The sequence below is a fragment of the Roseibium algicola genome (assembly GCF_001999245.1).
Lineage (GTDB): Bacteria > Pseudomonadota > Alphaproteobacteria > Rhizobiales > Stappiaceae > Roseibium > Roseibium algicola.
Window position 1 is genome coordinate 5760658 of the sequence record NZ_CP019630.1, and the last position, 24667, is coordinate 5785324.

Here is a 24667-nt window from a genome sequence, read left to right on the forward strand (position 1 = left end):
AAAGCCCGTCGGAGCAATCCGGCGGGCTTTTTGGTATCTTCGGTAGGAAAGCTGCCTATCCGGCTTTCGCGGTCTGTCCCATGAGTGCCGGTACTACTTGTTCCGGTGGCCCCATCATCGCAATCTGGCCACCTCTGAGCACAACCACCCGGTTGGCCATTTTCATGTGGCTAGGACGCTGGGTGTTGATGAGGATGGTCGCCTTGCCCTTGAGTTCCTCGATCATCGCCATGAATTTTTTGTCGCCCTCGAAATCGAGATGCGTTCCCGGATTGTCGAACAGATAGAGCGGTGCCGCCTTCACGAAGGCACGGGCCAAAACGATGCGTTGCTTCATATTGTCCGGGATCTGCTTCAGGACCTCGCCATTGAGGCGCGTTTCAAGTCCGTTGAAGTTCTCCTCCAGGTAGGACAGCAAGCCAAGTTTACCGGTAACCTCGATCAGTCGTTCGTCGGTAGCGCCCGGATCCGACATCAGAAGGTTCTGTTTTACCGTGCCGTAAAAGAAGTCGAGATCGTCGGGTGCATAGCCAATGGAGGAGCGCCACTCTGCGGTATCCAGCTGGCGCACATCCAGACCGTCGAACAGGATGGACCCCACCTGGGGCTGAAACAAGCCGATGACAGCCTGGAACAATGCGGTCTTGCCCGAGCCGCTCGGGCCCGTGATGGCAACAGTTTCGCCTTCCTTCACCGTCAGCTCAAGGCCCTTCAGCGAGGCTTCCGTTGCCCCTGGATACCTGAGGACGAGTGAGGACACTTTCAGATCACCGCGAATGTCACGTGTGATTTTCGGCAGATGCCCCGGCTCGCGCTCGAGCTGCACTTTCATGAGGTTGTTGATCTGTTCGATCACCGTGCGGCTTTGCGCGAGCTGCGTGATGCTGAGAAATGCCTGGTTCATCGGGTTCAGAACCCGCCAGCTGAGGGCCATTGTGGCAATCAGGGCGCCCAGGCTCATTTCTCCTTCCATGACACGCATTGCCCCGATCCCCAGAACCAGGACACCGCAAATGGTCATCAGCGTCTGCGACAGTGTCTGCAGCACATGCGTGATATGACGTGCATGGATGTTGAGTTTGTTGAAGTTGGTGGAAAGCGCCGAAAATCGCTCCAGCCAGGTATCTTCTACAGAAAGGTTCCTGAGAGCCCGCTGGTTGCGAAAGGTCTCGATCATGAAGCTGTTGAGTTTCGACTTCTGCTCGCCAACGGCAGCGACTTCGCGTTGGACCTTGGGCAGGACATAAACGGCCAGCAGCGTGTAGATGGTCAGCAGCGCGAGCGGCGGCAGCGCAACAGGTCCGCCGATCAGGAAGATCGCGACAATGAAGATCAGTGTGAAGGGAATATCGACGATCGCGTTGAACAGCGAACTCTGGAATATGTCGCGCACGCTGTCGAAATAGCGCAGCCGCATGACCTGGGTGCCGATCGGCGCTTCGGACAGCATCGCATATGGAAGATGCAGGATGCGCTCAAAGGTCTTGTTGCCGACAATCGCATCAACCCGTCCGCCGAGATAGGATTGTAGCCATGTCTTCATTCTGCGCAGCGCAACTTCGCACAGAAGAATGATTCCAACGCCGACCGCCATGGTCAGAAGCACTTCAGTCGATTTTGCTCCCATTGCCTTGTCGTAGATCGCCATGATGAACAACGGCGGTGCAAGAGCGAGAATGTTGAGAACAAAACCGAGGGCCAGAATGGAGATGATACTGGTCCGGAACCGTTTGGATACGGTCGAGAACCAGCTTCGGTTATTTTGAACCTGCCCCTGTTCCGCAGTGTCTTCGGCCGCGAGATAGATCTCGTTTTTCAGAATATCCGCAGCAGGAACTGAAATTGCCTCTCCCTGACGGCCGGAATAGGCGCGAAACTCACCCGTTCCGGTTTTTCCAACGAGAACCTGAACGTCGTCCCTTGTCACACGCAGACACGGCATCTGTGCATGGGTCAGTTCCCCGGCACTTCCATGAAAAGGTGTCGTCTTGACTGTCAAGCGGCTGAGGACGGTCCGCAAGACCTGGAAAGTTTCGATCCGGTCAAAGTGAGGCAATGCCTCGAACAGAAGCCGGTCATTGCCCTGCCAGCGCATCTCTCGCAAAAGCGGGATCAGGCACCTTTCCGCGGGTGCCGCCCCGTCTTCAGGAAGTCCTAGCCGGCCTGTCGCGGTTCCATCGGCAGCCAGTTCGGCCGACAGATCGCGCCACTGCCGGTGCACGGCGTTGTCGGCAGCGTGGACGTCTTCAAGGTTGAATAGAGGTCTGCTCACGCCGGCATCCCCATTTTCTGAGGTGTACCGGTTACGTTCATCGTGCCGAGGTCATGCACGCTGCCGTCCCTGAGTTCGTATTGGTGATCCGCGACTGCCAGCATGGAGGGACGGTGGCTGATGATGATAACCGTCAGATAGCCCTTCAGACGGATCAGCGCATCGACAAGCGCCTTTTCTGCCTGTTGGTCCAGTTGCGCATTCGCCTCGTCCAGGATCAGGATCTTTGGCTCGCCCGCCAATGCCCTTGCAATGCAGATACGCTGCAAGGTAGCCGCAGGAACCTTGCCACCCAGATCTGACCCAAGCTGCGTTTCATAACCGCGCGGCAAGAGGTGGATTTCCTTTTCAAGCCCGATCAGCTTCGCCGCCATACGCGCATGAGCGATGTCGGATACGGCACCGAACATCGTGATGTTTTCAAGGATCGTGCCGTTGAAGATAGCAGACTGGTTGTCGACATAGGCAACGGTCTTGCGTAGTGCATGCTGGTGGAGGCCATCATAATCCTGCCCGCCGATCATGACCTTGCCGGTCGTCGGCGTCATTTCACCGGTCAGCAATTTCATGAGTGTGGACTTACCGCTGCCGTCCGCACCGCGGAAACCGACGAATTGTCCGGATTCAATTGTCAGGTTGATGTCCTCGAACACCCGGCGCTGGCTTTCGCCCAGTTCGACTGACACGTTGATCAGGTGAATGGAACCGTCGGTATCGACCGTCAAAGGCTCCTGCTGCGCAACCTCCGGCAGCTTGAAGAGCGAATTGACCTGAGCGTAGTCGTGCTTCAGTCGTTGCATGTCTGTCAGCTGGTTGATCGCGCGAAGGAAAGGCTGCACGAACTGACCGGACAGGAGTGTGCTGGCTGCGACACCGCCGACGCTGAAATTGCCATAGATGGCCATCAACGCGCCGCAGATGACCACAAAGATAGTCGTGAGGGTTCCGAAAAGTGCGGACGCATCCCTCGCCTGGCCGGACAAGCGCATATATCTGGAGCTGAGCTCTGCCGTTGCCCGCTGCAATCGCTCGAAGCGGCGCATGATCAGTGCTTCCATCGCCTGGGACTTCACGGTCTTGGCGCCGGACAGTACCTCCAGGATGAAATCGGATTTGCGATCGTCCTGATCTGCCCGGTCGGCGACAACCTGCTGCAGCACCTTGTTTCTGTTGAGGGCAAACAGCATGAAGATGCCCAGCAACGTGATCGGCACCAGCGCCAGCGGCCCTGCGATGAAGATGAGCGCCGCCAGGAAGATACCCCCTGCGGGCAGGTCGATGGCGAGAAGACGGTTCTGGTCGCCATAGTGATCTGCAACCGATTGCAACGCCCGAAGCTGGTGCACCTGTACGGAAACAGGCGTTTTGGCAAACTGGGAAGGCTCGGCATCAAGCACCCGGCGGAAAAGTTCGGTGTGCGCCTGATGATTGAACCCTGCCCCGAGCCTGCCGACAACCGCGGTACGGGAGACCTTGATGACGGCATCGGCAATTAGAACGACAGCCACCCCGAGGATGAGCACAAGCAGCGTGTCGGTGGAAGCATTTGGCAGAACGCGGTCATAAACCTGAAGAATGGCCAGCGGCATCGCCAGCCCCATGACATTTGCGAAAACGGAAGCAACTACAACGTCGCGCGGCAATCCGGGCGAAGAAATCCAGCGTCCGGACGGAGAATGCCGGATCCTCAGACGAGGCAAAAAGAAAGATGAAAATACCGATTTCAGCATATGTGGGCCAGAGTCGTGTAGCTACTCGCTCAAACTGTGCTGATCGGGTTTAAAAAGCGTTTACCCTACGCCGTGTTTCCCGAATTTTATTAGAACTAAACTTCAGATTCCAAGAGGAATTTTGCGCTTTGTTAAGGACGCCGACGTTCATTGGCATTATCGGAAATTGTGCGGACGTGCGACCGAAATGGCAAGCGACACTCAGAATCGAGACACCCAGGAAAACACCTCGTCAGAAGGTAACACTACGGAAACCAGGACGACCCTGAATTCCGATAGCATCCTGCATTCGGGGCTTCTCGATAATCGAGATGAGCATCTCGACAAGGCGCACGACTATCATCTCGACCAGGACATGGGCGAATCCATGGAACAGGTCAACGCCAACCTGCACCTTGGAAGCGACGAGGAAGAACAACGCTACGTCGAACAGGAAGACCCATCGTCCGGCGCGCAAGGTATCGGGTTTGAGGATGATGGCACGGAGCTTTCTGCGCTTGAAAACAGCGATGCAGTCAATGCATACGCTGAGCAATCTTCCGACAATTCAACCGGCACACAGGACTTTTCAGGGTCGAACAGCGACGATTTGCCGTTGGGCGGCGGCACGTCCGCAAGCATAGCTTCTGCTCTGGATGATGGATCGAACCAGACCTATTCGAATGGCTCCGCAACCAACCCGGGCGACGGCACCTTCAGTAGCCAGAATGGCCAGGTGCAGTCAGGCGCAGGTTTCGATGACGGCAACGACGACCTTGCTGCGGGCATCGTCGCTTCCGATTTGTCTGCGGTCACCGATATCGATGCAACTGAAAACGCCGTTGACGAAAATTCAGCAGTCGGATCTGCAACCGGCATTCGGGCAAGCGCAACCGCCGCAGAAGGGGCCAGCGTAACCTACAGCCTCCTGGACGATGCGGGTGGTCTGTTCTCCATTGATCCCGAGACGGGCATCGTTACGGTAGCAGGTTCGCTCGATGCCGAAACGGCTGGAAGTCACCAGATCATCGTGCTTGCCACCGGATCCGACGGAGCGACGCAGACAGAAACCTTCACGATCAATATCCGTGACGTGAACGAATACGACGTCAGCCCGATCAGCACGGTCGGCGCTGTTGCGAACACAATTTCCGAAGGTGTAGACGGCGGCAGTCAGGCTGGCATCACTGTTGTGGCGACCGACCGGGACGTGAGCGACAGTGTCTCCTACTCCATAGACGACCCGCGCTTTGTCATCGATGACCAGGGTGTGGTCAGCATTGCCGAAGACGCCGTGTTTGACGCTGAAACCGAAGCGACTGTCTCCTTCACTGTGACCGCCACCTCCACCGACGGCTCGCAGTCCACGCAAAGCTTCACATTGAAGGTCGAAGACGAAAACGAATACGCTACGTCCGCAGTTCAGGACACAGACACTTCCGCCAACACCATCGCGGAAGATGCTGCGGCTGGTACGCAGGTGGGCGTCACCGCATTCGCCGAAGACAAAGATGTAACGGACACCGTCTCCTACACCGTCGATGATCCCCGTTTCACGGTTGATGAGAATGGCGTCGTTCGAGTTGCGGATGGCGCGAGCTTCGATGCCGAAACCGAAGGTTCCATCGATATCATCGTGACAGCAACCTCGACCGACGGTTCGACCTCGGAAGAGACATTCACGATCGCGGTATCTGACGTCGATGAGTATGACGTCACCGCTGTTACCGACACGGATTCTTCGGCCAACACCATCGCGGAAGATGCGAGCGCGGGCACCCAGGTTGGCGTAACTGCACTGGCGACTGATGCAGACGCTACAGACACTGTCTCCTACTCCGTCGACGACGCACGTTTCACTATCGATGAGAACGGCGTGGTTCGGGTTGCGGACGGTGCTAGCTTCGATGCCGAAACCGAAGGGTCCATTGACATCACTGTCACGGCGACTTCCACCGACGGTTCGACCTCGGAAGAGACCTTTACGATATCGGTGTCCGACGTCGATGAATATGATGTCACCGCCGTAACCGACACAGATACATCTGCCAATACAATTGCAGAAGATGCTGCAGCTGGCACGCAGGTGGGCGTCACTGCATTCGCCGAAGACCAGGACATCACCGACACGGTTTCTTATTCGGTTGATGATGCCCGCTTCACGGTTGATGAGAACGGTGTTGTTCGGGTTGCCGACGGCGCAAGCTTCGACGCGGAGACCGAAGGGTCCATCGACATCACCGTGACCGCTACCTCTACCGATGGATCGACTTCGGAAGAGACCTTCATGATCTCGGTGTCAGACGTTGATGAGTATGACATCACCGCGGTGACCGACACAGACACTTCCGCCAACACCATCGCGGAAGATGCTGCGGCTGGTACGCAGGTGGGCGTCACTGCATTTGCCGAAGACAAAGATGTAACGGACACCGTCTCCTATTCCGTGAACGACGCCCGTTTCACCGTTGACGAAACCGGCGTGGTTCGGGTTGCAGACGGCGCGAGCTTCGACGCGGAAACTGAAGGGTCCATCGACATCATCGTGACGGCGACCTCGACCGACGGTTCGACCTCGGAAGAAACCTTCACGATTGCGGTTTCCGACGTCAACGAAAGCGCCGTTTCCGCTGTCACCGACACGGATTCCTCGGCCAACACCATCGCCGAAGATGCGAGCGCTGGTACACAGGTTGGCGTGACCGCTCTGGCAACTGATGCAGACGCCACCGACACGGTTTCTTATTCGATCAACGACACCCGTTTCACCGTTGACGACAATGGTGTGGTTCGGGTTGCGGCTGGCGCGAGCTTCGATGCCGAAACCGAAGGCTCCATCGATATCATCGTGACGGCGACCTCCACCGATGGATCAACTTCGGAAGAGACCTTCACGATCTCCGTTTCTGACGTTGATGAGTATGACGTCACCGCCGTGACCGACACAGACGCATCTGCCAATACCATTGCAGAAGATGCTGTCGCTGGCACACAGGTTGGTGTCACCGCATTCGCCGAAGACAAGGACATCACCGACACGGTCTCCTACACCGTCAACGATGCCCGTTTCACCGTTGACGAAAACGGTGTGGTTCGGGTTGCAGATGGCGCGAGCTTCGACGCCGAAACCGAGGGCTCCATCGATATCATCGTCACGGCGACTTCGACTGACGGTTCGACTTCGGAAGAGACCTTCACGATTTCCGTTTCAGACGTCAACGAAAGCGCAGTCTCCGCTGTCACCGACACGGATTCTTCCGACAACACAATTGCAGAAGATGTAGCTGCCGGTACCCAGGTTGGCGTGACGGCCCTGGCAACAGATGCAGACGCCACCGACACTGTCTCCTACTCCGTTGACGACGCACGATTCACTATCGATGAGAACGGCGTGGTTCGGGTTGCTGACGGCGCAAGCTTCGACGCAGAAACCGAAGGGTCCATCGATATCATCGTGACGGCGACCTCCACCGACGGCTCGACCTCGGAAGAGACCTTCACGATCTCCGTTTCTGATGTTGATGAGTATGACATTTCAGCTGTCACCGACACAGACACATCTGCCAATACCATTGCAGAAGATGCTGTCGCTGGCGCACAGGTTGGTGTCACCGCATTCGCCGAAGACAAGGACATCTCCGACACGGTCTCCTACACCGTCAACGACGCCCGTTTCACCGTTGACGAAAACGGTGTGGTTCGGGTTGCAGACGGCGCGAGCTTCGACGCCGAAACCGAGGGCTCCATCGATATCATCGTCACGGCGACTTCGACTGACGGTTCGACTTCGGAAGAGACCTTCACGATTTCCGTTTCAGACGTCAACGAAAGCGCCGTGTCTGATGTTACCGACACGGATTCTTCGGCCAACACCATCGCGGAAGATGCAAGCGCAGGCACCCAGGTCGGCGTGACGGCCCTGGCAACAGATGCAGACGCCACCGACACTGTCTCCTACTCCGTCGACGACGCACGATTCACTATCGATGAGAACGGCGTGGTTCGGGTTGCTGACGGCGCAAGCTTCGATGCCGAAACTGAAGGGTCCATCGACATCATCGTGACGGCGACCTCGACCGATGGTTCGACCTCGGAAGAGACCTTCACCATCGCGGTGTCTGATGTTGATGAGTTTGACATTTCAGCTGTTACCGATGCCGACACTTCTGCCAACACCGTTGCGGAAGATGCTGTGGCAGGTACCCAGGTTGGTGTGACCGCATTTGCCGAAGACAAGGACGTCACAGATACTGTCTCGTACTCGGTGAACGATACGCGCTTCACTGTTGATGACAACGGTGTCGTCCGTGTGGCTGAGGGGGCGAGCTTCGATGCGGAAACCGAAGGTTCCATCGCCATTAACGTGACGGCGACCTCAAGCGATGGATCGAGCTCTAAAGAGACCTTCACAATCGCTGTTTCCGATATCAATGAAAGTGCCATCACTCCCGTAACTGATACGGACGCAACGGCAAATTCGATTACCGAAGATGCCGCCGCCGGAACGCAAGTTGGCATCACGGTTCTTGCGACCGACAGCGACATCACTGACACGGTATCCTACTCGGTAGACGATAACCGTTTCACGGTGGACGAAAACGGCGTTGTCCGCGTTGCAGATGGTGCTTCTTTCGACTTTGAAAGCGAACCCAACATCACTCTGACGGTGACCGCGACGTCTTCCGACGGCTCCACGTCTTCGGATGCATTCTCGGTTTCAGTAACCGACGTTGCTGAAGACTATCAGCTCGAAGACGGCGGCCAGACCTTCACCGATGTTTCTGTCGCTGAAACCAGCATCACTGGCGGCTCCGGTGACGATACCATTGTGGCACACGCCGACGGTGGCAACGTCGATGGCGCAGATGGCAACGACACGATTTCCGGAATCAATGCTGCCGATACTCTTGCAGGTGGTGCGGGTGACGACACGATCGAAGGTGGCGCCGGGAATGACACGATCTATGGTGAAAATGCACCTGTGTCCGGCACCTGGCACTACCAGGTTTATGACCACAACTTCAGTGGCGATGCCGGCCAGACTGTCGACATCTCCTCAGGCACGTTGATCGACGAGGGAACGACGGATGCGTTCGACCTGGACACAATTGTCCAGGGTGCGCGCGGGTCAACTGATAATCCTGAAGATTTTGGTGTCATTCTGACGTCCAACTTCACCGCCACAGATGGCGGCACCTATCGTTTCTCCACCCGCTCGGACGATGGATCCACCATCGAGATCTTCGATGCCTATGGCAACCGACTGACGTTCACCAACCAGAACGGTACGCAGACCGACTATCTCGACAATGATTACCACCAATCAGCGACCACCCGCTGGGCGGACGTTGATCTGGAACCGGGTGAGATCTACACCATTGTCGTCAAGGTCTGGGAGAACCAGGGAGAAGAGGTTCTCGATGCAACGGTAACGCCTCCAGGCGGAACGTCAGTAGACCTGTTCACCTCCGATTTTGTCAGTGCGGCCGCGGTTATCCCGGGGGACGACACGCTGACGGGTGGTGCCGGCGACGATATGATCGACGGCGGGCTAGGTACTGACACAGCGGTCTACAGCGGCAATTTCGCTGACTACACCATTACCGAGAACGAAGGCATCTTTACCGTTACGGACAATCGTCCAGGTTCTCCCGATGGTACCGACACCGTCGTGAATGTTGAAAACTTCCGGTTTGCCGATGGCGATGTTCTTTCGGGCGATTTGATCGCGCAGGATATTTCTACCGTTACCGACAAGGACAGCAGCGCAAACACGGTTGCGGAAGACGCTACTGCAGGAACGGCTGTCGGCGTCACCGCGTTCGCTGAAGATGGAAACACGTCTGATACTGTGTCCTACACCGTAGATGACGATCGCTTTGTCGTGGACGAAAACGGCGTTGTCCGGGTTGCGGATGAGGCCAGCTTCGACGCGGAAACCGAAGGTTCCATCGACATCGTTGTAACCGCCACGTCTTCCGATGGCTCGGCTTCCGAAGAGACATTCACGATTGCCGTGTCCGACGTTAACGAATACGACGTCTCAGCCGTTTCCGACACCGACGCCGCGACGAACACGATTTCCGAAGACGCATCTTCCGGGACACAGGTTGGCATTACAGCACACGCGAGTGACGCGGATATCACCGCGTCTGTGAGCTATTCCGTCGATGACAGCCGCTTTACTGTCGATGCGAATGGCGTCGTCCGTGTTGCCGATGGCGCCAGCTTCGATGCAGAAACCGAAGGTTCCATCGACATTGTCGTGACTGCCACCTCCTCTGACGGTTCCACGTCGCAGGAGACCTTCTCGATTGCCGTTTCCGACGTCAACGAGGGCGCCGTTTCAAACGTCACCGATACGGACACCTCTGATAACACGATTTCGGAAGCAGCAACTGCCGGCACTCAGGTTGGCATCACGGCCCTGGCAACAGATGCAGATGCCTCTGACACGGTTTCTTACGCTGTTGATGACACGCGCTTCACAATCGATGAAAACGGTGTGGTTCGTGTTGCCGATGGTGCCAGCTTCGACGCAGAGACCGAAGGGTCCATCAACGTAACCGTGACCGCGACGTCTTCTGACGGCTCGACTTCAACGGAAACCTTTACCGTAGCGGTGTCTGATGTCGACGAATTCGACATTTCCAGCGTGTCTGACGCAGACATCTCGGCAAACACAATCGCAGAAGATGCGGCCGCAGGCACACAGGTTGGTATCACGGCGTCGGCAAGCGATGCCGATGTCTCTGATACGGTTTCCTATGCTGTCAACGACAGCCGCTTCACCGTGGACGAAAACGGCGTGGTTCGGGTAGCGGAAGGTGCGAGCTTTGATGCGGAAACCGAAGGGTCAATCGACATCATCGTGACGGCAACTTCAACCGATGGCTCAACCTCGGAAGAAACCTTCACGATCGCCGTTTCCGATGTCAATGAAGTTGCCGTATCCGCGGTGACCGACATCGATGCGACGGCCAATGGCTTCGCGGAAAATGCCGGAGAAGGCACCGCAGTCGGTATTACTGTTCAGGCAACGGACAGTGATGTGACCGACACAGTAACCTATACGGTGTCCGATAACCGGTTCACCGTTGGCGACGATGGCCTGGTAACGGTAGCCGCCGGAGCAACGTTTGACTACGAGAGCGAACCGACCATCAACCTGACGGTGACCGCGACGTCTTCTGACGGCTCCACGTCTCAGGAAACCTTTGCTCTTTCGGTTGCCGACGTCGCTGAAGCCTATCAGATGGCGGAAGGTCAAACTACCTTCACCGATACCGGCGTCGCCGAAACATCCATCACCGGCAACGACAGTGCCGACACGATTACCGCTCATGACGACGGCAGCACCATCTACAGCGGTGCGGGCGACGACACGATCTATGGCGGCGCAGGCAATGACACCATCATGTTCGGCGAAGGCAACGACGTCGTTTACGGCGGTGCGGGCGACGATTTCATCGATGATGAGCGTGGCACCCAGCCGAACACCGGTGACAACTACCTGGATGGCGGCGAAGGTAACGACACTATCTTTGGCGGCAGCGGGAACGACACACTGATCGGTGGCGCAGGCAACGATAGCCTGTCCGGCGAAAATGACGACGACACCCTTCAGGGCGGCTCAGGCAGCGACAAGCTGTACGGCGGCGCCGGAAACGACACGCTCGAAGGTGGGGCCGGCAACGACTATATCGACGGCGGAAGCGGTACGGACACCGCAATCTATTCCGGTAACCGTTCCGACTATACCGTTACCGAAAACGCGAACGGCACCTACACGGTCGTCGACAACCGCTCCGGCTCGCCGGACGGAACCGACACTGTCGTCGGAGTTGAGAATTTCCGCTTCGCGGATGGCGACATTCTTGCAGGCGATCTTGTCGCGAAAGATATTTCTGCGGTTTCGGATACGGACGCTGCCGACAATACCGTCAACGAAAGTGCAAGTGCAGGATCAACCGTTGGCATTAAGGCATTTGCAGATGACGCAAACGCGTCCGACACCGTTTCCTATACTGTCAACGACAGTCGTTTTACAGTAGATGCGGACGGAACGGTTCGCGTCGCGTCCGGCGCCAGCTTTGACTACGAGAGCGAACCGCAAATCAGCATCACCGTAACCGCGACGTCGACGGACGGGTCCTCTTCGAACAAGAGCTTCACCCTGACTGTTTCCGATGCTGCAGAAAATCTGCAGCTCGCCAATGGCGGTGTGACCTTTACCGATACCGGCGTTGCTGAAACTTCTGTCACTGGTGGCACGGGCGACGATTCAATCACCGCTCATAGCAATGGTGGCAATATAGACGGCGGAGAAGGCAACGACGTTCTCACCGGCTCTTCTGGAAGCGACAAGCTGCAGGGTGGTGCCGGAAACGATACGCTGACAGGTGGTGCTGGCGCAGACCTTCTTCAGGGTGGCGAGGGAGATGATACGTTCCAGATGGGCGGTGACGGCACTTGGTCCGGCTATTCGGCGGTCAACACAGTTACTGGCGAAACTGTTTCGATTGCAGGTCGCACAATGAACTCGGACGTCTTCCAAGGTGGAGACGGTACAGACACGCTGCTGGGCACCGAAAGCTCCGATGCAATTTTCCTGGACGACACTTTTTCAGGCATGCACTCAGAAGCTTCCGGGCCACGTATTGACAGCATCGAAAGCGTAAATCTGGGCGCCGGTGACGACATACTGGACATGACCAGCGACACCTACACTTATACCACCGATATGACGATTGACGGTGGGACTGGAAACGACGTCATCTGGGCAGGAGCAGGCAACGACACCATACTTGGTGGCGAAGGCAACGATACTCTTTTCGGTGGTGCTGGCAACGACAGCCTCGACGGTGGCACTGGAACGGATACCGCCATCTATTCCGGTAACTGGGAAGACTATAACATCGTCCAGAACGAGGATGGCAGCTACACGATTTCCGATCTTCGCTCCGGCGCTCCTGACGGTATCGATACGGTGTCCAACGTCGAGAACTTCAGGTTTGCCGACGGAGAAATCCAATCGGAACATCTGATCGATCGCCCAATTAGTGATGTGACCGATACCAACGCGTCCGCCAACACAATCCACGAACTGGATGGTGCCGGCACACAGGTTGGGATCACCGCTTTTGCCGACGACCCGAACGGCGATGCAGTTACCTACACTCTGAGTGACGACCGCTTCGAGATCGATGCCGACGGCAATGTCACAATTGCAGACCATGCGTTCTTCGACAGCGAGATTGAAAATTCGATCGATCTGACGATCACCGCAACTTCCGCGGATGGATCCCAGTCGAGTGAATCCTTCTCGATTGCCGTTACCGGCGAATATGACGTCACCTACAACGATACTGACGAAAGCAATACCGGCAGCGGTGCAGGCTACGACTATACGTACCACCTTGACGGCGCCGGTGGTGATGACGTTATCGAAGGCGGTTCAAACAACGACAGGATCGAAGGCGGCACCGGTAATGACAACATTTCGGCAGGTGACGGCCGCGACCTTATCTTCGGTGGCGACGGGCACGACAACATCAGCGGTGGCGCTGGAGATGATGTGATCATCGGTGGTCTTGGCAACGACAACCTGAGCGGTGGTGACGGGTCAGACCTGTTCATGTACGGCCTGGGCGACGGCAGTGACACCATCAACGCAGGCATGGGGGCCGGTTGGACAGACGTTATCGATCTGGGTGGTGGTCCAGGGATCACTGCCGCCGGCGAATACGGTACGGACTGGACAGTGACGATCACCAACGGCTCGATCGAGACAACAGACCTTGAAGGCGGCAGGCTCGACCTTTCCCAGGATGCCGACGGCTACATCGACTTTGCAGACGGCAGCCGTGTCAACTTCAACGATGTTGAGGAAATCCGCTGGTAGCTGATGTCACCGGACAGCGGTGACTGACGAAAAGCCCCGCCGGAAACGGCGGGGCTTTTCATTTATCTGCCAGTGACAGAATTCGGAAAATGGGATTTGGATATGACCCGGCTCAACGTTCGCTGAGCGGATCTCCGATTGCGCGGGTGACCGGCTTCAACATGTACTGGAGCACGGACTTGGACCCTGTGACGATCTTTGCGTCAACGACCATGCCTGGCGAGATTGTTTCAGCGCGCGCACCCTGCCCGATCGTGTTGGTTTTCAGCGGGATCATGGCCTTGAAATAGTAGTTGCCGTATTCATCCCGAAAACTTGACGCCGAGATCACGGAAACTTCCCCCTTCAAGGTACCTTCGATATTCGGGTCGAAGGTCGTAACGGCGATTTCTGCCTCGTCACCGACATCCACATGGCCGATATCGCGCGGTGAAACACGAACCTCGGCAACAAGATCGCTATCGCTCGGCACAATTTCAGCAACCACATCGCCAGGCGCCAGTACACTGCCCGAACCTTTGAGATAAAGCGCCTTGATGTGCCCGCTGACCGGAGCTCGCACGAACAGTCGGTCGTACCGGTCTTTCTGTTTATCGGCTTCGAAAGTCAGCTCACTGCGCTCCTGCGCAACCCGGCTGCGCTCTACGGCCTGCTCCTCTTCGGCTACGGCAATCGAACGTTCCAGGCTGGCGGTTGCCTCCGTCAACTGTGCTCGAACGCTGCCGCTCATACCGTTCAGTTCGCTCAAAAGGCTCTGGGCATTCTGAAGAGACGACTTGGCTTCCAGAAAGCGCCGCTTGGATGTGTAACCCTGTTCGAAGAGGTTTTCCTGGATCTTGTACTGTTCCTGCTGGATCTCGATCTGGGTTTCCTGCAGGGCTATCCGTTCCAGAATACTGGCTAGCTCTGCCTGCTTTTCGCTCACCCTCGCCTTCAAGGCCTGCTGTTCTTTTTCCAGTGCCAGGCGTTGCGCGTCATAGGCAGCCTGTTGCGCTTCGCTGAAGCCTGCATCGGCACCTAGTCTCAGGCCGTTGGCGGCGCTGCCAAGACCCGGATTTCCGAGCCGCTGCTCTTCGGTCGCCAGAAACTTCAAGCGAGTCTGGACCTTCTCGAGATCACTCGACGCCGCGGTTTCCTGCAACCGAACGATGGGGGTGCCTATTTCAACCAGTTGGCCTTCCTGAACCAACACTTCTGCAACGATGCCACCTTCCAGGTGACCGACAGTCTGCACCTTGCCTGCCGGAACAATTTCCCCTGTCGCACTGGCGACTTCACGCACCTGTCCGATTGCCGCCCACGCTAGAAAAGCCGCCGCAGTCAGCGATAAAACCTGCAGAACGCGCCGGTACGCGACTGGCGGCGGGCCTTCCTCAAGTTCCAGAGGAATGTCCAACGAAAAATTGTCAGCGGTGGTTTTACGGATAAACATGTTGCCCTAGCGCTGGCCGAAACTGGGCTAACTATTGACGATTAAAGTAAATATCAGCTGAATCGGGCTGACCATATTTTAAGCGCCTTTTCTCACAAGAGTTGAAAAGCGGACGTGTTGCCAGTGGCGAACCGACCAAAGTGATTTGGCGTACCGGAAAACTGCATTCTGCCTTTGACCAGAACGTTTCGTCGTGCATTAATGTCACAACATTATCGTTTTTCATGCAAAAGGTGTGATGCTTTGGGAGGGGCGCATGACAGACCGTGATACTGTGCTCGCTGAACAGCGGGATGGCTGTCTTTTTCTAACACTCAACAGACCGGACCGGCTCAATGCCTTCAACGAAGCCATGCATCATGCGCTTCGCAAGCATTTGACCACCGCAACGGAAGACAGCTCAATCAGGGCTGTGCTGCTGACCGGGGCCGGCCGCGCTTTCTGCGCTGGTCAGGACCTTTCCGATCGCGACATGCGCGGAGGTGGCGAGGCACCTGATCTCGGCGTAACACTCGAGACACTTTACAATCCCCTGGTTCGGCAAATCAGGGCTCTCAGAAAGCCTGTCATCTGTGCGGTCAACGGCGTTGCCGCGGGTGCAGGCGCCAATGTAGCGCTTGCCTGCGATATCGTCCTCGCCGCCCAGTCTGCCCGTTTCATCCAGGCTTTCTCCAAGATCGGCCTGGTTCCCGATTCGGGCGGCACATGGTTGCTGCCACGCCTGATTGGAGAAGCCCGTGCGAAGGCACTCGCCATGACGGGCGAACCGTTGGGGGCCGAGACAGCTGCCTCTTGGGGCCTCATCTGGAAGGCAGTTCCGGATACGGACCTCATGACGGAGGCCGGGACGCTGGCAACGCAGCTGGCCGCGGGGGCAACCACCGGCCTTGCGCTTACCAAGGAACTGATACAATCGGCAGCAGACCAGTCACTCGATCGGCAACTGGACGCCGAGCGCGATAGCCAACGTCAGGCAGGACGCACGAATGATTATCGGGAGGGCGTCACCGCTTTCCTTGAAAAGCGGTCCGCCCGATTTACCGGCGCTTGAATGAGGCACAGAATGACACCGGATGAATTTGCGCGCGCCTGCGCCGATCGCATGTGGTCGCAGGATACGGCGACACAGCACCTGGACATGAAACTTGAAGATGTACGTGCCGGACATTCGTCGATGGCGATGACGGTTACGAAGGCCATGACCAACGGCCACGGCATTTGCCACGGCGGCTATATCTTCACGCTCGCCGACAGTGCCTTCGCTTTTGCCTGCAACACGTACAACCAGGTTACGGTTGCCCAGCATTGCGACATCACGTTTCTGGCACCGGCCCATCTCGGAGACCGCTTGACGGCTACGGCCAGCGAGAAATCGCGTACCGGCCGATCCGGCCTCTACGACGTGACGGTGGCCAACCAGAATGGCACTGTCATTGCCGAATTCCGCGGCAATTCCAGAACGACCAAAGGTACAATCTTGCCGGAATGACGGCGAGCGGCCAGACGGGCTGCTCAAGGGAGGAAAATATGGAAAATCTGGCTCCGCGACCGGGAGATCTTGAGCCTATTGAAACAGCCAGCCGGGACGAATTGTCGGCCCTGCAGCTGAAGAGACTGCAATGGTCCCTCACCCATTCGTATGAAAACGTTCCGCTTTTCAAGCAACGCTTCGACGAGAAAGGCGTACACCCTTCCGACCTGAAGACCCTCTCGGACCTGTCGAAATTTCCGTTTACGACCAAGAGCGATCTCCGGGACAATTATCCGTTCGGTTTGTTCGCTGTCCCGCGCGACAAGATCGTACGCGTACACGCCTCCTCGGGCACGACCGGCAAACCGACGGTGGTTGGCTACACAGCCAACGACATCGACATGTGGGCCGGTCTCGTCGCTCGCTCCATTCGAGCCTCTGGTGGCCGTCCGGGTGACATCATCCATGTTGCTTATGGCTACGGTCTCTTTACCGGCGGACTGGGCGCCCACTACGGCGCAGAAAAGCTAGGCTGCACGGTTGTTCCGGTCTCCGGTGGCATGACGGAACGCCAGGTGACACTTATCCAGGACTTCAAACCGCGCATCATCATGGTGACGCCGTCCTACCTCCTGTCCATTCTGGATGAATTCCGGCGGCAAGGCATCGATCCTCGGGAAACGTCGCTTGCGACGGGGATCTTCGGCGCCGAACCCTGGACCAACGCAATGCGCAAGGAAATCGAAGACGCGTTCGACATGCATGCTGTCGACATCTACGGCTTGTCGGAAGTGCTTGGACCGGGCGTTGCCAACGAATGCGTTGAAACGAAGGATGGTCTCCACATCTGGGAAGACCACTTCTACCCGGAAATCATTGATCCGGTGACCGGCGACGTTCTACCGGACGGCGAAATTGGAGAGCTGGTCTTCACCACGCTTACCAAGGAAGGCCTGCCAATGGTCCGCTACCGCACGCGCGACCTGACCAGGCTACTGCCCGGCACGGCCCGGTCCATGCGGCGAATGGAAAAAATCACCGGTCGATCTGACGACATGATCATTCTGCGCGGCGTCAACGTATTCCCGACCCAGATCGAAGAACAGATCCTGAAATGCGAAGGCCTGTCGCCGCATTTCCAGATAGAGCTTTCCCGGTCCAACCGCCTGGACGTCATGACAGTGCACGTCGAAGCCCTGCCGACAGCAGCAACAAGTGACGCACGTCAGGCATCGGCGAAGGAACTCTCTCATCACATCAAGAGCGTGGTCGGCGTATCCGCAAGGATCGATGTTGCCGAGCCCGGCAAAGTGGAACGTTCCGCCGGCAAGGCAAAGCGGGTCGTCGACAACAGACCCAAGGAATAAGGAAACACGCAGGCCAGGTGTCCGGAGGACGTTTCTCCAAGACATCAAAATCAGCCGGTCCTTTCCAGACCTTTCGCCAAAGAAAAAGGCCACCTGATCAGGTGGCCTTTTTCATTTGGATATGTGGTCGGCTTACGCAGACATCGGCCATTCCTTGGCGACCAATGTCAGAACGTCGTACTGGGCAACAGCTTCATCATTCTGGTTGGTCACAAGACAATCCCACCGCACTTCGCCATAGTCTGCTGAAATACGCGGCGAAATCTCCTTGGCGGTCAACTGAACCTTGAGTGCATCACCTGCGTTCACCGGCGTCATGAAACGCAGATTGTCAACGCCGTAATTCGCCAGCACCGGACCTTCATCAGGATCGACGAACAGACCCGCTGCGAAGGAAACAATCAGATAGCCATGTGCCACGCGGCCTTCGAAGAACGGGTTCCGTATCGCGGCGGCTTCATCCATATGCGCATAGAAGGTGTCGCCGGTGAACTTGGCAAAATGCTCGATATCTTCCAGGGAAACTTCCCGTGCCCCGGTGTTCAGCTGATCGCCGATCTTGAGGTCGGCCAATGACTTGCGGAACGGGTGCCGGCTGTCTTCCTGACCTGGTGCACCGGAAATCCAGCGGCCGGTCACTGCGCCCAGCAAGGCGGGCGTTCCCTGGACCGCCGTCCGTTGCATGTAATGTTTGACCGAGCGCAGGCCGCCAAGTTCTTCGCCACCACCTGCCCGGCCCGGTCCGCCGTGCACAAGCATGGGCAAGGGAGAACCATGTCCGGTTGAAGACTTTGCACTCTTCCGATTGCCGATCATGACGCGTCCATGGAAAGGAGCCATGCCGAGAACGGCTTCCTCGGCAACCAAGGGGTCGTTTGTAAACAGCGAGGCAACAAGAGAGCCCTTGCCCTTGTGGGTGAGTTCGACCGCTTCCTCCAGCTCGTCGTAGGGCATCAATGTCGCAACCGGTCCGAACGCTTCAACCGAGTGAACCGCTTCTGCGCTCATCGGGTTGGCGCAATGCAAAAGTACGGGAGCCGCGAACGCGCCGGTTGCGGGGCTTGAGCCTGCAAGATCGGAAACGATCTCAGCTTCCACCTTCAGATCACTTACGCGCGCAAGCACTTCCTCACGCTGACCGGCTGAAGCGAGTGGCCCCATCGACACCGCTTCGTCTCGCGGATCTCCGATCACGGCCTTCCCAAGCCTCTTGCCGAGCGCATCAGCAACCGCATCGGACAATTTACGCGGCACGATGACCCGGCGGATCGCAGTGCACTTCTGCCCTGCCTTCACGGTCATTTCCCGGGCAACTTCCTTGATGAAGAGGTCAAATTCGGGATCTTCGGGGCTGACATCCGGGCCCAGAACCGCAGCATTGAGGCTGTCGGCCTCCATGGAGAAGCGAACGGAATTCTGCACGATTGCCGGGTTCCGACGCAGCATTTGTCCGGTGGCGGCGGATCCGGTGAAGGTAACAACATCCTGTCCCGTGACATGGTCGATCAGATCACCCGCCGACCCGCAAAGAAGCTGAAGCGAGCCTTCAGGAAGAATGCCGGTCGCCAGTATGTGGCGAACCATCAGCTCGGTCAGATAAGCAGTCTGGCTGGCAGGCTTGACCAGGCAGGGTACGCCCGCGATCAGGGCGGGGGCGATCTTTTCCAGCATTCCCCAGCAGGGGAAGTTGAAAGCGTTGATATGAACGGCAATACCGCGCAGTGGTGTCAGCACATGCTGCCCTGAAAAACTATTGTCCCGCGACAGTGGCTCCACTGCACCTTCGACGAACACCCGGGTGTTCGGCATCTCGCGACGGGCCTTGGAGGAATAGGCGAACATGGTGCCAATGCCGCCTTCAATATCGATCCAGCTGTCCTTGCGCGTTGCCCCGGTGGCAAAACTCTCCTGGTAGAAGATTTCCTTTTGCTCGGTCAGCGCCTGCGCCAGGGTTTTCAGCATCAAGGCGCGCTCGTGGTAGGTCATCTTGCGCAAGGCCTTGCCACCGGTGTCACGCCCCCAGGCAAGGGCCTCGGCAAGGTCCAGACCGGATGCGTCAATCGCGGCGACAGGCGCACCGGTTGCAGCGTCAAGCAGCGGCTTTCCCTCGGCCTTGCCTTGCCTCCAGCTGCCAGCGAGATAACTTTCCAACACGCGGACTTTTTGCGGATGAACGGTCATTTTGAATTCCAGTTCTTGAAACGGAATGGTCTCAGGCGTCGTAAGTCACGACGAGGCGTTTGCTCAGCGGCCGCGACTGGCATGTCAGAACGTAGCCATCCCGAATTTCGTCGTCTTCCAGAGCATGATTGGCCGCCATTTCGACCTCACCTTCCAGCACCTTGCCGCGGCATGTGGAACACACGCCTGCACAGCAGGAATATGGTGCATCGATGTTGTGACGATGCGCTGCTTCCAGAATGGTCTCGCCCGGTTCCATGTGGATTTCCCGCGTGGTGCCGTCGATGGTCAACCGAAGATCGGCCTCTTTCGCTGAACCATCAATGACCTCCGGCCGCAGCCGGGCCGGCAAGCGTCCCGGCTGATCGGACTTGAACAGTTCCTGCCGTATCTTGTCCGCCGCGACACCGCGCGCTTCCAGGCTGCCACGAACGGTTTCCATCATGCCGTGAGGTCCGCAAAGAAAAGCAATATCAATGTCCTGAGGATCGATCAGTGTATCGAAGAGATCGTTCAGCTTCTGCTCATCGACGCGGCCGGAAAACAGCTCGGTGTCCTGCGCATCGCTTTTGAGAATGTGGATCACTTGCAGGCGACCGAGATACCGGTTTTTCAGATCCTCCAGTTCCTCTCGGAACATGATCGAGGATATCTGCCGGTTGGCATAGACCAGTGTGAATTGAGAATTCGGCTCGCGTGCCAGTACTGTCTTCAGGATCGACAGGATCGGCGTGATGCCAGACCCGCCGGCGAAACCGACATAAAAACGCGCGAGATCCGGTTCGATCGGGGCGTTGAAGCTGCCGAGTGGCGGCATGGCCTCGACCATGTCTCCCGGCCGCATGCTTTCATGCGCCCAGCAGGAAAAAGCCCCTCCGTCGACGCGCTTGATCCCGACCTTCAGGGCACCGTCTTCGGTCCCGGCACAGATTGAGTAGCAACGGCGCACCTCGTGTCCGTCGAAGTCACGCCGGAAGGTCAGATATTGCCCCTGCTCGAAACGGAACAAATCCTGTTCCTCCGACTGCGGCTGAAGGGTCACAACGACCGAATCTCTTGTATCCGGCGTTACGTCAGTCACTGTCAGCGCATGAAACCGCGACATGCATGTCCTCCCGAAACATGATCTGCTGCACCCTGCCTATATCGGCAAAAACGGATGCCAAAAAACTCAGGACGGCCTATGGAAGCTTTTCACCTTCCCTGGCGACCCGACTAATTGCAGTGCCCTCTCAGTGGCACTTGAAGTAATCGAATGGCTCCAGGCACGACCGGCAGCGATAAGCCGCCTTGCAGGGCGTGGAGCCAAACTGGCTGACCTTTTCCGTGTTTTCCGAACCACAGCGTGGACAGGCGACCTGAAAGCTCCCCTGACCCGTCAGCCGCGCGACCCTTCCGGCTGCCGAACCGTCCGAGCGGGTTCCGTCTACCGGCGGCGCAATGCCGTAGGCACGCAATTTCGCCCGGCCTTCCTGCGTCAGCCAATCGGTTGTCCAAGGCGGACTGAGCTGCTGCTCAAGACGCACCTTGGTAACGCCGCATTCCAGCAACTTGGTTTCGATGTCCAGATTGATCACCGCAGTTGCCGGGCAGCCGCTGTAGGTCGGCGTGACGGTTACAACAAGCGTTTCGTCTTGCCAGGAGACATCACGAATGACGCCCAGGTCCGTCAGGGACAGAACCGGGATTTCCGGATCAGGGATCTCGGAAAGCCATTGCCAGACCGTGTCCATGGAAACAGGCATCGGATCACCAGGTTGCGCCGGGATATGCCCGCTGCAGGAACTGCATTTCTGCCAGCATGTGCCCCAGGTGTTCCGAATGACGACCGGTCAAGCCGCCCATATGGGCGAAATCGCTTTCCGGAAGGGTAAGCGTAGCTTCATCCAGAACAGCTTCGATTGTTTCTTTCCATTCCGCTTTCAGGGAGGCGGCATCTGGAGCAAGCCCAGCTTCCGACATCGCAGTGTCGATGGCATCACTGGCGAACATTTCACCGGTGTAGGACCACAACGCATCAAGAGCCTGCTGCATCCGGCGATGGCTCTCTTCAGTACCGTCTCCTAGACGGATCACGAGGTCCGCGGATCGGTCGAGATGGTAGGCAACCTCCTTGCCAGCCTTCGCTGCAATGGCAGCGATCCGCTCGTCTTTCGAGCTTTTCAGAGCCTCGAGCAACGGCACCTGATAGGCATCGATCAGGAACTGCCTCATCAACGTCTGGCCAAAATCACCATTTGGCTGTTCGGCCAGCAGGAAGTTGCGAAAGTCCCAGGCATCACGTAGGTAAGCCAGCTCATTTTCGCCGCGCCCCTTGCCTTCGACTTCACCGGCAAGCCCCAGCCACATGCGCGCTTGTCCGATTAGATCGAGCGCGACATTGGCGAGTGCGATATCTTCTTCCAGGACAGGAGAATGCCCGCACCATTCCGAAACGCGGTGCCCCAGAACAAGCGCCGTATCGCCTCTGCGCAGCAGCCATTCGAAGAGAGTGTCGCGTGCGATTAGTTCGTCTTTTCTGGTCATCACATTTTTCCGACTTCATCCGGAATGTCGTAAAAACTTGGGTGACGATAGATCTTGTCCATGGACGGCTCGAACAAGGCATCCTTCGCACCCGGATCAGAAGCAGTGATCTGTGCCGACGGCACGACCCAGATCGAAACGCCTTCCTTGCGGCGCGTATAGACGTCGCGCGCATTCTTGATTGCCATTTCAGCGTCCGGTGCATGCAGCGACCCTACATGGCGATGATTGAGACCATGCTGGCCGCGAATAAAGACCTCCCAGAGGGGCCATTCCTTTTTCATGATTTCCTCCGAAATGTCAGGCTGCAGAACTTGAGCATCGTGCCGACCGCCACAGATTGGCGTCTTTCACATGCTCCCAGCCGAAAGCAAGATCCGTTGACCCGTGCTCGTTCAAATAGTCGAGCTTCTGCCAAGCTTCTTCGAGCGTTGGCACATGGCCAGCGGCGACCGGCCACATGACAAAATGCATGCGCTCCATCACTTCAAACCATTCCGCCCGTCGGTCGTAGATGCGTTTGTGAACGGTCTTGAACACGAAGTTTTCCAGAGACCCGACGTCCGTCCATACCGAAAGGTTCGGGATGACCAACGGGTCGCTTTCGCGCGTCATGGAAACCGCGTTGCCGGCCTCATCCTTCAAGCGCCAGACAAAACCGTTGCTGCGTTCGGCGGCGGCGTTTACCCGGTTCAGATTGTTGACGAAATCGGCAATCCGCGGATCGTTGATATCGTAACGGAGCCGAGCCACATTCAATTCGGCCAGATGAGTTTCGGTCATAGCGCTTACTCGGCCGCGGTTCTGGCAGCAACCCGCTTGTCAGCATGCGCCATCAACCCGTCACGCACCCAGGCACCATCTTCCCATGCCGTCACCCGGGCTTCCATGCGTTCCCGGTTGCAAGGACCGTTGCCCTTGAGAACTTCGAAAAACTCGCTCCAGTCCGGTTCGGAAAAATCGTAACCGCCCTTTTCCTCGTTCCACCTGAGGTTGTCGTCAGGCACTGTCAGCCCGAGATACTCAGCCTGGGGAACGGTCTGATCGACAAACTTCTGGCGCAGCTCGTCGTTGGTGTTGATCTTGATCTTCCAGGCCATCGACTGGGCGGAATGGACAGAGTCCTTGTCGGAAGGACCGAACATCATCAACGACGGATACCAGAACCTGTTCAAGGCATCCTGCGCCATGCGGCGCTGCGCTTCCGAACCCTTCGCCATCTTCATCATGATGTCGTAGCCTTGGCGCTGATGGAAGCTTTCTTCCTTGCAGATACGGATCATCGCCCGCGAGTACGGCCCGAAGGACGTCCGCTGCAACGGCACCTGGTTCATGATCGCCGCGCCGTCCACCAACCATCCGACGGCACCGATATCGGCCCACGTCAGGGTTGGGTAATTGAAGATCGAGGAATATTTCATTTTGCCGGCATGGAGCAGCTCGATCAACTCGTCCCGGCTGACGCCGAGGGTTTCAGCTGCACAGTAGAGGTAAAGGCCATGGCCTGCCTCATCCTGAACCTTTGCGAGCAGGATCGCCTTGCGCTCGAGTGTAGGCGCACGGGTTATCCAATTGCCTTCCGGCAACTGGCCGACGATTTCCGAATGAGCATGCTGACCGATCTGACGGATCAGGGTCTTGCGATAGCCTTCCGGCATCCAGTCCGTGGGTTCGATTTTCTCACCACGGTCAATGCGTTCCTGAAAGGCTCTTTCCTCGTCAGTCATCTCCGCGAGAGAGAGAACTTTGGTCGAGTCGGTTTTTACCATCTGGGCATACATGACGCCTCCTTTCGTCATGTTGAA

At 57.2% G+C, this 24667-nt stretch carries 14 protein-coding genes; 4 read left to right on the top strand and 10 right to left on the bottom strand.

Annotated features, from left to right (window positions below; translation table 11 throughout):
- Positions 1–55 precede the first annotated feature (55 nt).
- A complete protein-coding gene (locus B0E33_RS26730; RefSeq protein WP_077292889.1) occupies positions 56–2272 on the bottom strand; it encodes a peptidase domain-containing ABC transporter in 2217 nt (738 codons plus the stop codon).
- Positions 2269–3915: a peptidase domain-containing ABC transporter gene (locus B0E33_RS26735; protein WP_167579602.1), complete on the bottom strand. Its 1647-nt coding sequence runs from the start codon at positions 3913–3915 to the stop codon at positions 2269–2271. Before B0E33_RS26735 ends, B0E33_RS26730 begins: the two co-directional genes overlap by 4 nt.
- 274 nt (positions 3916–4189) lie before the next feature.
- On the opposite strand from B0E33_RS26735, the gene B0E33_RS26740 reads away from it, so the two are divergent.
- The gene (locus tag B0E33_RS26740; protein ID WP_077292891.1) at positions 4190–13885 is read left to right on the top strand and encodes a cadherin domain-containing protein; all 9696 of its coding nucleotides are present in this window, start codon (positions 4190–4192) and stop codon (positions 13883–13885) included.
- Between the two features lie 112 nt (positions 13886–13997).
- On the opposite strand, the gene B0E33_RS26745 is transcribed toward B0E33_RS26740, so the two are convergent.
- Positions 13998–15317: an HlyD family type I secretion periplasmic adaptor subunit gene (locus B0E33_RS26745; RefSeq protein WP_075284772.1), complete on the bottom strand. Its 1320-nt coding sequence runs from the start codon at positions 15315–15317 to the stop codon at positions 13998–14000.
- 256 nt (positions 15318–15573) lie between these two features.
- Here B0E33_RS26745 and paaG point away from each other — a divergent pair, with 256 nt between their 5' ends.
- Genes paaG through paaK form a run of 3 tightly spaced genes read left to right on the top strand, consistent with a single transcriptional unit; the run spans position 15574 to position 18155 of the window.
- On the top strand, positions 15574–16368 hold the full coding sequence (gene paaG / locus B0E33_RS26750; RefSeq protein WP_022998693.1) for a 2-(1,2-epoxy-1,2-dihydrophenyl)acetyl-CoA isomerase PaaG: 795 nt from the start codon (positions 15574–15576) through the stop codon (positions 16366–16368).
- A gap of 12 nt (positions 16369–16380) precedes the next feature.
- The gene (paaI, locus tag B0E33_RS26755) at positions 16381–16806 is read left to right on the top strand and encodes a hydroxyphenylacetyl-CoA thioesterase PaaI (protein ID WP_152510828.1); all 426 of its coding nucleotides are present in this window, start codon (positions 16381–16383) and stop codon (positions 16804–16806) included.
- A 38-nt stretch (positions 16807–16844) separates the two neighbouring features.
- Positions 16845–18155 (top strand): phenylacetate--CoA ligase PaaK, encoded by a 1311-nt coding sequence (gene paaK, locus B0E33_RS26760; protein WP_077292893.1) that lies wholly within the window; start codon positions 16845–16847, stop codon positions 18153–18155.
- 132 nt (positions 18156–18287) lie between these two features.
- Here the strand turns inward: paaK and paaZ are convergent, their stop codons facing one another.
- The 7 genes from paaZ to paaA form a co-directional block, all read right to left on the bottom strand.
- Entirely contained in the window at positions 18288–20336 is a 2049-nt protein-coding gene (paaZ, locus tag B0E33_RS26765; protein WP_077292894.1) for a phenylacetic acid degradation bifunctional protein PaaZ, read from the bottom strand.
- A gap of 31 nt (positions 20337–20367) precedes the next feature.
- Positions 20368–21441 (bottom strand): 1,2-phenylacetyl-CoA epoxidase subunit PaaE, encoded by a 1074-nt coding sequence (gene paaE, locus B0E33_RS26770; protein WP_077292895.1) that lies wholly within the window; start codon positions 21439–21441, stop codon positions 20368–20370.
- A gap of 127 nt (positions 21442–21568) precedes the next feature.
- On the bottom strand, positions 21569–22081 hold the full coding sequence (paaD, locus tag B0E33_RS26775) for a 1,2-phenylacetyl-CoA epoxidase subunit PaaD (RefSeq protein WP_077292896.1): 513 nt from the start codon (positions 22079–22081) through the stop codon (positions 21569–21571).
- Positions 22082–22085: 4 nt separating this feature from the next.
- The gene (gene paaC, locus B0E33_RS26780) at positions 22086–22862 is read right to left on the bottom strand and encodes a 1,2-phenylacetyl-CoA epoxidase subunit PaaC (protein WP_206051396.1); all 777 of its coding nucleotides are present in this window, start codon (positions 22860–22862) and stop codon (positions 22086–22088) included.
- Positions 22862–23146 carry a 1,2-phenylacetyl-CoA epoxidase subunit PaaB gene (paaB, locus tag B0E33_RS26785; protein WP_006933303.1) on the bottom strand — a complete coding sequence of 95 codons (285 nt, stop codon included), beginning with the start codon at positions 23144–23146 and terminating at the stop codon, positions 22862–22864. Before paaB ends, paaC begins: the two co-directional genes overlap by 1 nt.
- A 16-nt stretch (positions 23147–23162) precedes the next feature.
- Complete coding sequence (locus tag B0E33_RS26790) at positions 23163–23645, bottom strand: DUF3291 domain-containing protein (RefSeq protein WP_022998700.1); 483 nt, start codon at positions 23643–23645, stop codon at positions 23163–23165.
- A 5-nt stretch (positions 23646–23650) separates the two neighbouring features.
- The gene (gene paaA / locus B0E33_RS26795; RefSeq protein ID WP_077293713.1) at positions 23651–24643 is read right to left on the bottom strand and encodes a 1,2-phenylacetyl-CoA epoxidase subunit PaaA; all 993 of its coding nucleotides are present in this window, start codon (positions 24641–24643) and stop codon (positions 23651–23653) included.
- Between the last annotated feature and the right edge of the window lie 24 nt (positions 24644–24667).

Coding starts and splice junctions, on each gene's coding strand:
- B0E33_RS26740 (WP_077292891.1), top strand. CDS start 4,190: ATGGCAAGCGACACTCAGAATCGAGACACCCAGGAAAACACCTCGTCA.
- B0E33_RS26745 (WP_075284772.1), bottom strand. CDS start 15,317: ATGTTTATCCGTAAAACCACCGCTGACAATTTTTCGTTGGACATTCCT.
- paaG (WP_022998693.1), top strand. CDS start 15,574: ATGACAGACCGTGATACTGTGCTCGCTGAACAGCGGGATGGCTGTCTT.
- paaI (WP_152510828.1), top strand. CDS start 16,381: ATGACACCGGATGAATTTGCGCGCGCCTGCGCCGATCGCATGTGGTCG.
- paaK (WP_077292893.1), top strand. CDS start 16,845: ATGGAAAATCTGGCTCCGCGACCGGGAGATCTTGAGCCTATTGAAACA.
- paaZ (WP_077292894.1), bottom strand. CDS start 20,336: ATGACCGTTCATCCGCAAAAAGTCCGCGTGTTGGAAAGTTATCTCGCT.
- paaE (WP_077292895.1), bottom strand. CDS start 21,441: ATGTCGCGGTTTCATGCGCTGACAGTGACTGACGTAACGCCGGATACA.
- paaD (WP_077292896.1), bottom strand. CDS start 22,081: ATGCCTGTTTCCATGGACACGGTCTGGCAATGGCTTTCCGAGATCCCT.
- paaC (WP_206051396.1), bottom strand. CDS start 22,862: ATGACCAGAAAAGACGAACTAATCGCACGCGACACTCTCTTCGAATGG.
- paaB (WP_006933303.1), bottom strand. CDS start 23,146: ATGAAAAAGGAATGGCCCCTCTGGGAGGTCTTTATTCGCGGCCAGCAT.
- B0E33_RS26790 (WP_022998700.1), bottom strand. CDS start 23,645: ATGACCGAAACTCATCTGGCCGAATTGAATGTGGCTCGGCTCCGTTAC.
- paaA (WP_077293713.1), bottom strand. CDS start 24,643: ATGTATGCCCAGATGGTAAAAACCGACTCGACCAAAGTTCTCTCTCTC.